General features: G+C 70.0%; 9 protein-coding genes. 6 read left to right on the top strand and 3 right to left on the bottom strand.

Features of this window, described 5'->3' with window-relative positions:
- The first annotated feature begins 196 nt into the window (after positions 1-196).
- Complete coding sequence (locus JIX55_RS17485) at positions 197-718, top strand: hypothetical protein (RefSeq protein WP_257564249.1); 522 nt, start codon at positions 197-199, stop codon at positions 716-718.
- Positions 719-753: 35 nt separating this feature from the next.
- Here the strand turns inward: JIX55_RS17485 and JIX55_RS17480 are convergent, their stop codons facing one another.
- Positions 754-1,365: a SanA/YdcF family protein gene (locus JIX55_RS17480; RefSeq protein ID WP_257569361.1), complete on the bottom strand. Its 612-nt coding sequence runs from the start codon at positions 1,363-1,365 to the stop codon at positions 754-756.
- Positions 1,366-1,703: 338 nt separating this feature from the next.
- Here JIX55_RS17480 and JIX55_RS17475 point away from each other — a divergent pair, with 338 nt between their 5' ends.
- From JIX55_RS17475 to JIX55_RS17455, 5 genes are all read left to right on the top strand, one after another.
- Entirely contained in the window at positions 1,704-2,567 is an 864-nt protein-coding gene (locus JIX55_RS17475; RefSeq protein ID WP_257564248.1) for a sirohydrochlorin chelatase, read from the top strand.
- Positions 2,568-2,737: 170 nt separating this feature from the next.
- Positions 2,738-4,027: a deoxyguanosinetriphosphate triphosphohydrolase gene (locus tag JIX55_RS17470; protein WP_257564247.1), complete on the top strand. Its 1,290-nt coding sequence runs from the start codon at positions 2,738-2,740 to the stop codon at positions 4,025-4,027.
- Between the two features lie 102 nt (positions 4,028-4,129).
- Complete coding sequence (locus JIX55_RS17465) at positions 4,130-5,395, top strand: NAD(P)/FAD-dependent oxidoreductase (protein ID WP_257564246.1); 1,266 nt, start codon at positions 4,130-4,132, stop codon at positions 5,393-5,395.
- A 103-nt stretch (positions 5,396-5,498) separates the two neighbouring features.
- On the top strand, positions 5,499-7,400 hold the full coding sequence (gene dnaG / locus JIX55_RS17460) for a DNA primase (protein WP_257564245.1): 1,902 nt from the start codon (positions 5,499-5,501) through the stop codon (positions 7,398-7,400).
- Between the two features lie 215 nt (positions 7,401-7,615).
- The gene (locus JIX55_RS17455; RefSeq protein WP_257564244.1) at positions 7,616-8,932 is read left to right on the top strand and encodes an RNA polymerase sigma factor; all 1,317 of its coding nucleotides are present in this window, start codon (positions 7,616-7,618) and stop codon (positions 8,930-8,932) included.
- 288 nt (positions 8,933-9,220) lie between these two features.
- On the opposite strand, the gene JIX55_RS17450 is transcribed toward JIX55_RS17455, so the two are convergent.
- Positions 9,221-11,158, bottom strand: a complete 1,938-nt coding sequence (locus JIX55_RS17450) for an ABC transporter ATP-binding protein (RefSeq protein ID WP_257564243.1) — start codon at positions 11,156-11,158, stop codon at positions 9,221-9,223.
- Positions 11,158-12,891 carry an ABC transporter ATP-binding protein gene (locus JIX55_RS17445; RefSeq protein WP_257564242.1) on the bottom strand — a complete coding sequence of 578 codons (1,734 nt, stop codon included), beginning with the start codon at positions 12,889-12,891 and terminating at the stop codon, positions 11,158-11,160. Before JIX55_RS17445 ends, JIX55_RS17450 begins: the two co-directional genes overlap by 1 nt.
- Positions 12,892-12,955 lie beyond the last annotated feature (64 nt).

The following is a 12,955-nucleotide window of genomic DNA, read 5'->3' as shown; positions in this document are numbered from 1 at the left end:
GGTGCGCCGATGTCCCGGTTCTGTCACCGTATGCGGTCGTTCCAGCTCATACCGTCCACTTGTTCGGCCCTTGCGTGCTAAGAACTACGGGCGCCACGGACCACGGGGATCAGGCCATGAAACCCCGTGTGGCGTACGTCATGTCACGTGGCCCATGGGGGCCGTACGGGGAAGAGGTAGCACCACCGTGAACCGCATGCGCACCACCGTCGCCGTCCTGGGCGCCACCGCCGCGCTCACCGCCGCCCAGCTGGGCCTCGCCGGAACCGCGTCGGCCGCGTCCACCGCCGGCGCCGAGACGCAGGCCGGTCAGGCCGCCGCGAACTGCCCGATCAAGATCACCTACCTGACGAAGTTCTATGTGGACAACAACAACTGGGTGACCAACGGCGGTCTCCGCTTCGGTCTCAAGAACTCCAGCAAGAAGGTGACCTTCAAGGACGTCAGTCTCAAGGTGACCAACACCAAGAGCCTCCGCTTCGGCAAGGCGACCGTGACGACCAGGCCGATCGGCCGGATCACCCAGAAGACGAACCAGGTCGTCAAGATCGCCGCCAAGACCCTGAAGCCGGGCAAGAGCGCCGCCTTCAAGGTCAGCACCCACATGCTGCGGACCGACAAGTACGAGGTGAAGTTCGAGGTGTACGGCAAGACCACCGACGGCAAGAAGTGGGGCTGCGCCGTGGACCAGGGCACCTGGGGCACCGTGAAGCACTAGGGCCCCGACCGGCGGAGCATGCCACAGAGGTGTGGCTAACCCGCCGCCGCGAGTGCCTTCTCGACCCCCGGTTCCTCCGGCCCGAGGAACCGGGGGTCCGGCTCGAACAGGGCGTCCAGCGAGGCCTTGCCCGCGGCGAACAGCTCCCGGGTGGCGCCGTAGTACCAGGTCCCGTCGTGCCGGTCCTGCACCCCGACGCCGTACGAGTCGACGCCCGCCTCCTGGCACAGCGCCACCGCCCGGCGTATGTGGAAGCCCTGGCTGATGAGCACCGCCCGGTCGACGCCGAAGATCTTCTTGGCGCGGACGCAGGAGTCCCAGGTGTCGAACCCGGCGTAGTCGCTGACTATGCGGTCGTCGGGCACCCCGTTCTCGGTGAGGTAGGCGCGCATCGCGTCCGGCTCGTCGTACTCCTCCCGGCTGTTGTCCCCGGTGACCAGGACGACCTTGATCCGGCCCGTGCGGTACAGCTCGGCCGCCGCGTCCAGCCGGCGCGCGAGATACGGGGACGGCTCGCCCTGCCACAGCCCCGCGCCGAAGACCATCGCGACCTCGGTGCGCGGCGCATCGGCCGTGGACCGCAGCCGGTCGTCGGCGGCCGTGAACATCCAGGTCGCGGGCAGCAGCGCCAGCACGCACAGCAGCATCGCCGCCTGCACGGCCCGCCGCCGCCCCGCGCGCGTACGCGGCAGCCGAACGACTCGCGTGACACGTCCGACACGCCCCACTGCGGCCCCCCGTTCGTCGGACTCACGAATGTGTCCTGGTTGTTTCCGGCGGACCCGACAGCGCCCGTCCTTTCGACCAACGAAGACGCGGTTCGCGGTGATCCGGTTCACCGGGAAGCGTGACAAGTTTCACTCGATCGGGTCGAAATGCCAGGTCACAGCGGTTCACATGCCCCTCTGGCGCGGCGTGAACCCCCGGAAAACACCCGTCACCACCGTGCAACGGGGAGGCAACTTCTTCCCGACACCATCTGTTCATGACGGCGACGACGAGCAAGTCGAACGCGGACCTCGACAGTACGGCGCACATCATGAACCGGATCACCCACCAGCTGGCCAGCCAGCTCAGCCTCGTCTCGCGCGACGGGACCCGGCGCCCCGCCCCGCCCGCGCTCGTCCTGGTGGCACACGGCAGCCGCGACCCGCGCGCCCTGGCGACGGTACGCACCCTCATGGACCGCGTCCGCGAGCAGCGCCCCGGTCTCGCCGTGCACCTCGGCCACATCGAGCTGAACGAGCCCCTGCTCCCCGACACCCTCGCCGCCCTCGGCGACCGGGAAGCGGTCCTCGTCCCCCTCCTCCTCAGCCGCGGCTACCACATCAAGCAGGACATCCCCGAGATGGCCGCGGCGGCGGAGGCCCGCACGCGCCTGGCCGCCCCGCTCGGCCCGCACCCCCTCCTCGTGGAGACCCTGCACACCCGCCTCGTCGAGGCCGGCTGGCGCACCCGGATGGACGACGCCACCCGCCGCACGAGCGCCGTGGTGCTCGCCGCCGCGGGCTCCCGCGACCCCGAGTCGAAGGTCGACACGGGCCGCACCGCCCACCTCCTCGCCGAACGCCTCGGCGTCCCCGTGGTCCCGGCCTACGCCACCACCGCCGCACCCGACGTCCCCGACACCGTCCGTGCCCTCACCGCCCGAGGCCGCACCCGCATAGCCATCGCCTCCTACTTCACCGCCCCGGGCCGCTTCGCCACGGAGTGCGCGGAGGCAGCCCCGTGGATAGCCTCGGCCCCCCTGGGCACACACCCGGCGATGGCAAGCCTGGTCCTGCACCGCTACGACCAGGCCCTGACGACCCCGGAAGCGACGAGGGAACGGACTCTGGCATCGGCATAGGGCGCCTTGTGACGAGGGGGCACGCTGTCTAAGGGGCGCGGGGCGTTATCGATATGCGGCTCCGCCGCGTGGGCGCGACCAGCCACAAACAACCCGCACCCGCCCAAGAACAGAACCCGCCAGACGAGCAGGCGCGCCCATTTGTCACTGCCTCCGCTTACTGTCGAATCATGGAAGGCACCGCACCCCCCGACTACGACACCCCCTCGGCCGAACGATGGGCCCCCGAGCCCGACAAACGCCCGGGCCGCACCGCCTTCCAACGCGACCGCGCCCGCGTCCTCCACTCCTCGGCCCTGCGCAGACTCGCCGGCAAAACCCAGGTGGTCACGCCCGGCACCCGCAGCATCGCCTGGGACGCCAGCCCCCGCACCCGCCTGACCCACTCCCTGGAGTGCGCCCAGGTCGGCCGAGAGCTGGGCGCGGCCCTCGGCTGCGACCCCGACCTCGTCGAGGCCGCCTGCCTCTCCCACGACCTCGGCCACCCCCCGTTCGGCCACAACGGCGAACAGGCGCTCAACGCATTCGCCGAGGACTGCGGCGGCTTCGAGGGCAACGCCCAGTCCCTGCGCCTGCTGACGAGGATCGAGCCGAAGCGTTTCGTGCACTCGGACGCCACCGGCGAACTCGTGAGCGTCGGCCTCAACCTCACCCGCGCCGCCCTGGACGCCGCCACCAAGTACCCCTGGCCCCGCGGCGCCCACCCCACCGACCCGAAGTCCCCCAAGTTCGGCGTGTACGACGACGACCGCCCCGTCTTCGACTGGGTCCGCAAGGGCGCCCCCGGCACGAGCACCACCTTCGAGGCCCAGGTCATGGACTGGTCCGACGACGTGGCGTACTCCGTGCACGACGTCGAGGACGGCCTGCACGCGGGCCACATCGACCCCAACTGCCTGCACGCGGAGCCCGAACGGCAGACGGTGTTCGAGGTGGCGCGCGGCCGGTACGTACCCGCCGACACCGACCCGGCCGAACTCGCCGAGGCCCTCGACCGCCTCCTCGACCAGGAGTGGTGGCCGCACGGCTACGACGGGACGGCCGTGGCCCAGGCCCGGTTGAAGGACGCCACCAGCCAGCTCATCGGCCGCTTCTGCCTCGCCGCCGAGGCCGCCACCCGGCAGGCGTACGGCACCGGCCCCCTCACCCGGTACGCCGCCGAACTGGTCGTCCCGCGCGGGACGCGCCTGGAGTGCGCCGTCCTCAAGGCCGTCGCCGACCGGTATGTGATGCAGCGCGCCGAGCAGGAGCGGCTCCGCGCCGATCAGCGGATCGTCGTCGCCGAACTGGCCGAGGCGCTCACCGCCCGCGCGCCGGAGGGCCTCGACCCCCAGTTCCGCGCGCTGTTCGACACGGCTCCGGACGACCGTGCCCGCAAGCGGGTGATCGTCGACCAGATCGCCTCCCTCACCGACCCCTCGGCCCGCTCGTTGCACGCGAGACTGACGGGTCGGGTGTGACAGACGTGACCCTCCGTGGCCTGATCGGGTCACTACCTCTTCCCGCATCACGCTGGGTGCGGGACGCTCGCATGTGGACGCACCCTTAAGAGGAGGCATCAAGTGGTCGACGCGGATCAGACATTCGTCATCGTCGGAGGCGGTCTCGCCGGCGCGAAGGCGGCCGAGACGCTCCGAGCGGAGGGCTTCACCGGCCGCGTGATACTGATCTGCGACGAACGAGACCACCCGTACGAGCGCCCGCCGCTCTCCAAGGGCTATCTGCTCGGCAAGGAGGAGCGCGACAGCGTCTTCGTCCACGAGCCGTCCTGGTACGCGCGCAACGACATCGAACTCCACCTCGGCCAGACCGTCGACGCGATCGACCGCACGGCGAAGACCGTCCGCTTCGGCGACGACGGCACCCTCGTCCACTACGACACGCTGCTGATCGCGACCGGCGCCGAGCCCCGCCGCCTGGACATCCCGGGCACCGGTCTCGCGGGCGTCCACCATCTGCGCCGCCTCGCCCACGCCGAGCGCCTCAAGGGCGTCCTCGCCGCCCTCGGCCGCGACAACGGCCACCTGGTCATCGCGGGCGCCGGCTGGATCGGCCTGGAGGTGGCGGCCGCGGCCCGCGAGTACGGCGCGGAGGTCACTGTCGTGGAGCCGGAACCGACGCCGCTGCACGGCGTGCTCGGCCCCGAGCTCGGCAACCTCTTCGCCGAGCTGCACCGCGAGCGCGGCGTCCGCTTCCACTTCGGGGCGAAGCTCACGGAGATCGTCGGCCAGGACGGGATGGTGCTGGCCGCCCGTACGGACACGGGGGAGGAGCACCTGGCGCACGACGTCCTCGCGGCCATCGGAGCCGCCCCGCGCATCGGTCTCGCCGAGGCCGCGGGGCTGGAGATCGCCGACCGTGCGCACGGCGGGGGCATCGTGGTGGACGCGCAGCTCCGTACGTCCGACCCCTCCATCTACGCCGCCGGTGACGTCGTGTCCTTCCCGCACGCCCTCTTCGACACCCGGCTGCGGGTGGAGCACTGGGCCAACGCGCTGAACGGCGGGCCGGCCGCCGCGCGGGCGATGCTGGGGAAGGACGTCACCTACGACCGGGTGCCCTATTTCTTCTCGGATCAGTACGACATGGGGATGGAGTACTCGGGGTGGGCGCCCCCCGGCTCGTACGACCAAGTGGTGATCCGGGGGGACGCCGGGAAGCGTGAGTTCATCGCGTTCTGGGTGAAGGAGGGGCGGGTGCTGGCCGGGATGAACGTGAATGTGTGGGATGTCACTGAGCCGATCCAGAAGCTGATCCGGGGTCGGGCGCCGGTCGATGTCGAGGCGCTCTCGAATCCTCAGGTGCCGTTGGAGAGCCTTCTCGCCTAGGGGCCCGCCAGGTCGGGATGCGGGGCGACTGCGGACCGTATGTGGCTGGTCGCGCGGTTCCCCGTGCCCCATGGCTGTCAGTGGACCACCGTAGAATCACCGCGTGGCAGGACGGATCAACGACGAGGACGTGAAGGCGGTACGGGACGCGGTCCCGATCGACGCCGTGGTGTCCGAGTACCTCCAGCTGCGGAACGCGGGCGGGGGGAACCTCAAGGGACTCTGCCCCTTCCATGACGAGAAGTCGCCGTCCTTCCAGGTCAGTCCGAGCAAGGGGCTCTTCCACTGCTTCGGCTGCCAGGAGGGCGGCGACACCATCACGTTCGTGATGAAGGTCGACCACCTGTCCTTCTCGGAGGCCGTCGAGCGGCTGGCCGGGCAGGCCGGAATCACCCTTCGCTACGAGGAGGGCGGGTACAACCCGTCGCACCAGCGCGGCGAGCGGATCCGGCTGGTCGAGGCGCACAAGATCGCCGCCGAGTGGTACGCGGAGCAGCTCGCCACCAGCCCGGAGGCGGACACGGGCCGGATCTTCCTCGCCGAGCGCGGCTTCGACCAGGCCGCCGCCGTCCACTTCGGCGTCGGCTACAGCCCCCAGGGCTGGGACCACCTGACCCGCTTTCTGCGCGGCAAGGGCTTCGCCGACAAGGAACTGCTCCTGTCCGGGCTCTCGCAGGAGGGCCGCCGTGGCCCCATCGACCGCTTCCGGGGCCGCCTGATGTGGCCCATCCGCGACATCGGCGGGGACGTGGTGGGCTTCGGCGCGCGCAAGCTCTACGAGTCGGACAACGGACCCAAGTACCTGAACACCCCGGACACGGCGATCTACCGCAAGTCCCAGGTCCTGTACGGCATCGACCTCGCCAAGAAGGACATCGCCAAGGCCAGCCGGGCCGTCGTGGTCGAGGGGTACACGGACGTCATGGCCTGCCACCTCGCCGGGGTGACCACGGCCATCGCGACCTGCGGTACGGCCTTCGGCGGCGACCACATCAAGATCCTCCGCCGACTGCTGATGGACAACGGCAGCGCACGCGTGATCTTCACCTTCGACGGCGACGCGGCCGGTCAGAAGGCGGCCCTGCGCGCCTTCGAGGACGACCAGAAGTTCGCCGCCGAGACCTACATCGCGATCGCGCCCGACGGCATGGACCCGTGCGAGCTGCGGCTGGCGAAGGGCGACGAGGCGGTCGCCGAGCTGACCGAACCCCGCACCCCGCTCTTCGAGTTCGCCCTCCGCCAGATCGTCGCCCGCTACGACCTGGAGACCCCGGCGGGCCGCGCCGCCGCCCTCGACGAGGCCGCGCCCGTCGTGGCCCGCATCAAGAACAGCGGCGCCCAGCACGAGGTCGCCGTGCAGCTCGCCGGCATGCTCGGCATCCTCGACACCCAGTTCGTCGTCAAGCGCGTCGCCCAGCTGGCCCGCTGGGCCCGCGACCGCGGCGGACAGGGCCCCGCCCCCGCCGCCCAGCGCACGTCACAGCCGTACGAGTCCGCCGCCCGGCCCCCCTCCGGCCCGGCCCTCACCCTCCGCAACCCCGTCTACGCCACCGAGCGCGAACTCCTCAAACTCGCCCTGCAACGCCCGGAGTTGGTCGCCCCGGCCTTCGACGCGTACGGGGTCGACGAGTTCACCGCCGAGCAGTACGCGGCGGTCCGCGTGGCGATCATCGAGGCGGGCGGTGTCGAGTACGGCGCCGAGGACCCGCAGGAGTATCTGATCCGGGTCCGTGAGGCGGCACCGGACGACACGGTGCGGGCCATGGTGACCGAGCTGGCGGTCGAGGCGATCATGCGCAAGACGGTCGACGAGGTGTACGCGGGCGCCCAGCTGGTCACCGTCCGCCGCCGCGCCGTGGAACGCCGGGTACGCGACGTCCAGGGCAGCCTGGCACGGGCGACCGCCCAGGGCGATCCGGCCCAGCTGGCCGCCGTACAGAACGAGTTGTGGGTCCTCCAGCAGTACGACCAGGCGTTGCGGGAGCGGGGCGCGGAGGCGCTCTGAGGCGGTGCCGGTCGGCGCCCCAGGCCCGGAACGTCCCCGGCGCACATGCCAATCCGCGCCGGAGCCACCCCCTCTGCGTACGGCCTTCAAGCGGTTTACGGCCCTCCCAGCAGCGCACTCGTACGGCGGAGTAACCCTGAGGTCACCGACCGGACGCAAAAAGTCACCGCACGCCCCTCGTGGCGGCTGTGTGTCGTACTCCACACTGGGTTCCGGTGCCTGAGTCCTCGGAGCGCGGCCGACCCGTCCCCGGGTTCGAGATCCCCGCGGTTCCGCTCGATGAGTACGGGATGGACGGCGGCGAGGCCGCCCGCGCCATCCCAGACGTACCGCTGCCGTACGCCTCAGCAGCGACATTCCTGGAGGTCGCCCCCGTGCAGACCCAGACCCTCATACAGAACGACAGCAGTACGGCCATCAGTACCGACGGCGCGGAGCCGGACGCGGAGCCCGACGTCATCACCGCGGTGCCCGCCCAGAGCCGCGCCGCGCACCACCCCGAGGCGGTGCCGGAGGCTCCGCCCGAGCTCGACGAGCCGCCGGCCGCCGTGGTGGAGGCCATCGAGACGGCCGATCCCCCCGAGCCCGTGGAACTGCCGCGCAGCCGCGCGGACACCAGCGGCCCGTCCTCCGACCTGTTCCGCCAGTACCTGCGTGAGATCGGCCGCATTCCGCTGCTCACGGCCGTGGAGGAAGTAGAACTCGCCCGCCGCGTCGAGGCAGGCCTCTTCGCCGAGGAGAAGCTGGGCAGCGCCCCCGACCTCGACACCCGACTCGCCCTCGACCTCGACAAGCTGGTCGTCATGGGCCGCATGGCCAAGCGCCGCCTCATCGAGGCGAACCTGCGGCTCGTCGTCTCCGTGGCGAAGCGTTACGTCGGTCGTGGCCTGACCATGCTGGACCTGGTCCAGGAAGGAAATCTGGGCCTCATCCGGGCCGTCGAGAAGTTCGACTACGCCCGTGGCTACAAGTTCTCGACCTACGCGACCTGGTGGATCCGCCAGGCCATGTCCCGCGCCCTCGCCGACCAGGCCCGCACGATACGCGTCCCCGTCCACGTGGTCGAACTCATCAACCGGGTCGTCCGCGTCCAGCGCCGCATGCTCCAGGAACGGGGCTACGAGCCCACGCCGGAGGAAGTGGCCGTCCACCTCGACCTCGCCCCCGAACGCGTCAGCGAGGTCCTCCGCCTCGCCCAGGAACCGGTGTCGCTCCATGCCCCTGTGGGCGAAGAGGACGACGTGGCCCTCGGCGACCTCATCGAGGACGGCGACGCGGCGAGCCCGGTGGAATCGGCCGCGTTCCTGCTGCTGCGCGAACACCTGGAAGCGGTCCTCTCCACCCTCGGCGAACGCGAACGCAAGGTGGTCCAGCTGCGCTACGGCTTGGCGGACGGCCGCCCCCGCACCCTGGAGGAGATAGGCCGCATCTTCGGCGTCACCCGCGAACGCATAAGGCAGATCGAGTCCAAGACCCTCAACAAGCTCAGGGACCACGCCTTCGCGGACCAACTGAGGGGCTACCTGGACTGAGGGTCGAAGCCCCGGCATTTCAGGCGCGCGGGGAACTGCGCAGCATTTCAGGGGCGCGGGGAACTGTGCAGCATTTCAGGGGCGCGGGGAACTGCGCAGCATTTCAGGGGCGCGGGGAACTGCGCGACCAGCCCCCACCCACCCGCAGACAACCCACCCACCAGCAGACAACCAACCCATCCGCAGACAACCCACCCACCCGAGCGGGGTCGAAGGGGCGGCAGCCCCTGGGATGGGACGGGTAGGGGCGGCGGGGGCGAGGAAAGCCCGCGCACGCCCCCGCCGACCTCAGTCCACCTCAGCCACGGCCTCAGCGAACTGCGCCTTGTACAGCCGCGCATAAGCCCCATCCGCGGCCAACAACTCCTCGTGAGCCCCCTGCTCGACGATCGCCCCGCTCTCCATCACCAGAATCGTGTCCGCGTCCCGAATCGTCGACAACCGATGCGCGATCACGAACGACGTACGCCCATGCGCGAGCTTCGCCATGGCCTTCTGGATCAACACCTCGGTGCGCGTGTCGACCGAACTCGTCGCCTCGTCCAGCACCAGGATCACCGGATCCGACAGGAACGCGCGAGCGATGGTGATGAGCTGCTTCTCACCCGCGCTCACCCCGGTCCCCTCGTCGTCGATCACGGTGTCGTACCCGTCGGGCAGCGTCCGGATGAACCGGTCCGCGTGCGCGGCGCGGGCCGCCTCCTCGATCTCCCCCCGCGTGACCTTCCGCGCGGCGGACGCCCCGTACGCGATGTTCTCCGCGATGGTCCCCCCGAACAGCCAGGTGTCCTGGAGCACCATCCCTATCCCGTCCCGGAGTTCGTCCCGCGACATGGTCGCGATGTCCACCCCGTCCAGAGTGATGCGCCCACCGGTGACCTCGTAGAACCGCATCAGCAGGTTCACCAGGGTCGTCTTCCCGGCCCCGGTCGGCCCCACGATCGCCACCGTGTGCCCGGGCTCGACGACCAGTGACAGATCCTCGATCAGCGGCTTGTCGGCGTCGTACCGGAAGGCCACCCCTTCCAGCGCCACCCGCCCCCGCAGCTCCTCCGGCCGTACCCCGGGCACGGCGTCGGCCTCCTGCTCGTCGGCGTCCAGCAGTTCGAAGACCCGCTCGGCCGAAGCCACGCCCGACTGCACGAGGTTCGCCATGGAGGCCACCTGCGTCAGCGGCATGGAGAACTGCCGGGAGTACTGGATGAAGGCCTGTACGTCACCGATGGACAGCGCGCCGGACGCGACCCGCAGTCCGCCCACCACCGCCACCAGCACATAGTTGATGTTCGACACGAAGAACATCAGCGGCTGCATGATCCCGCTGTTGAACTGGGCCTTGAACCCGGCCTCGTACAACCGCTCGTTCTCCTCGGCGAACTGCCGCGCCGACTCCTCCTGCCGCCCGAACACCTTCACGAGCGTGTGCCCGGTGTACATCTCCTCGATGTGCGCGTTGAGCTTCCCGGTGGTCCGCCACTGCGCGACGAAGTGCGGCTGCGACCGCTTGCCGACCCGCGTGGCCACCAGGAACGACACCGGTACGGTCACCAGTGCGACCAGCGCCAGCAACGGCGACACCCAGAACATCATCACCAGCACACCGATGATGGTGAGGAGCGAGTTGACGAGCTGCCCCATCGACTGCTGCAGCGTCTGGCCGATGTTGTCGATGTCGTTGGTCGCCCGGCTCAGCACCTCACCGCGCTGCCGCTGGTCGAAGTACGACAGCGGCAGCCGCGACAGCTTCGCCTGGAGCTCCTCGCGCATGAGGTAGACGGTCCGGTTGATGGCCCGGTTGGAGAGCCGGGTGGCCGCCGCCATCAGCAGCCCGGCGACCAGGAAGATGCCGAGGGCAACCAGCAGGACGGCGCCGACGGCCTCGAAATCGATGCCCTTGCCAGGCGTGAAGTCCGTGCCCCGCAGCATGTCGGCGACCCCGCCGTCGCCGCGCTCGCGCATGGATTCAAGGACCTCGGCCTTCGTGGCCCCCGTCGGCATCTCCCGCCCGACGACGCCCGCGAACACCAGGTCGGTCGCCTTGCCGAGGATCCACGGCCCGAGCACCGACAGCCCGACGCTGAGCACGGCGCACACGACCATGGCGTACATCGTGAGCCGCTCGGGCCTGAACTGTGCGAGCAGCCGTTTCCCGGACCCCTTGAAGTCCATGGAGTGCTGATCGGGGCCGCCTCCGGCCCCCGCCATCCGTCCCAACGGCCCGGCCATCAGGCTGCCTCCGCTTCCGTGAGCTGGGAGAGGACGATCTCCCGGTAGGTCTCGTTGTCCGCCATCAGCTCGTGGTGGCGGCCGGTGCCGACGACCCGGCCCTCGTCGAGGACGACGATCCGGTCGGCGTCCCGGATGGTCGCCACCCGCTGGGCGACGATCACGACGGTCGCGTCGGCGGTCTCCCGCCCCAGCGCCGCGCGCAGGGCGGCGTCGGTCGCGTAGTCGAGCGCGGAGAACGAGTCGTCGAACAGATAGATCTCCGGCCGCTGCACCAGCGTCCGCGCGATCGCGAGCCGCTGCCGCTGCCCGCCCGACACATTCGTGCCGCCCTGTGCGATGGGGGCGTTCAGCCCGCCTTCGAGGTCCGACACGAACTCCTTGGCCTGCGCCACCTCCAGCGCGTGCCACAACTCCTCGTCGGTGGCGTCCGGATTGCCGTACCGCAGGTTCGTCGCCACGGTCCCGGAGAAGAGATACGGCTTCTGCGGTACCAGACTCACCGTCTTGGCCAGCAGCTTCGGATCGAGCGTGCGTACGTCGACGCCGTCGACCAGCACCTCGCCCTCGGTGGCGTCGAACAGCCGGGGGACCAGACCGAGGAGCGTCGACTTGCCACTGCCGGTCGACCCGATCACGGCGGTCGTCTCACCGGGCCGCGCCTCGATCTCGATCGACCTGAGCACCGGCTCCTCAGCCCCCGGGTAGCGGAAGCCCGCACCCCGGACCTCCAGGAACCCGTGCCGCCGCAGCTCCCGCACGGGCGCGGTGGGCGGCACGACGCTCGTCCCGGTGTCGAGCACCTCCTGGATGCGCTCGGCGCACACCTCCGCGCGCGGCATCATCATGAACATGAAGGTGGCCATCATCACGGCCATGACGATCTGCATCAGATAGGCGAGGAAAGCGGTGAGCGCGCCGATCTCCATCCCGCCGCTGTCGATCCGATGGGCGCCGAACCACACCACCGCGATCGACGAGAGGTTGATGACCGTCATCACGATCGGGAACATCAGCGCGAGCATCCGCCCGGTCCCCAGTGATACGTCCGTGAGCTCGACGTTCGCCTTCCGGAACCGGTCCTTCTCGTAGTCGTCCCGCACGAAGGCCCGGATGACCCGATTGCCGGTGATCTGCTCCCGCAGCACCCGGTTCACGATGTCCAGCCGCTCCTGCATGGTGCGGAACAGGGGGCGCAACCGGCGCACGATGAGGCTGACGGAGATCCCGAGCACCGGTACGACGGCGAGCAGCACCCCCGACAACGGCACGTCCAGGCCGAGGGCCAGCACGATGCCGCCCACGCACATGATCGGTGCCGACACCACCAGGGTGAAGGTCATCAGCACCAGCATCTGCACCTGCTGCACATCGTTCGTCGTCCGCGTGATCAGCGACGGTGCACCGAAGTGACCGACCTCACGTGCCGAGAACGACTGCACCCGGTCGAACACGGCCGCCCGGATGTCCCGGCCGACCGCCGAAGCGGTGCGGGCGCCGTAGTACACGGCCCCGATGTTGCAGACGACCTGCACCAGCGAGATACCGATCATCAACGCGCCGAAGGACAGGATGTAACCCGTGTCCCCCTCCACCACGCCCTCGTCGATGATGTCCGCGTTCAGCGTGGGCAGGTAGAGCGTGGCGCACGTCTGCACGAACTGCAGCAGCACCAGCAGGACGATGGGTTTCCTGTACGGACGGAGATGACTTCTCAGCAATCGTATGAGCACGCGAGATCTCTCGGAGTCGAGGACGAGGGGATGCACCACCCCCCATCGTCGAACACTCCACCCG

It is taken from the genome of Streptomyces sp. DSM 40750 (genome assembly GCF_024612035.1).
Classification (GTDB): domain Bacteria; phylum Actinomycetota; class Actinomycetes; order Streptomycetales; family Streptomycetaceae; genus Streptomyces.
The sequence above is the reverse complement of the archived record's forward strand: the minus strand, read 5'-3'. Positions and strand labels throughout refer to the sequence as shown.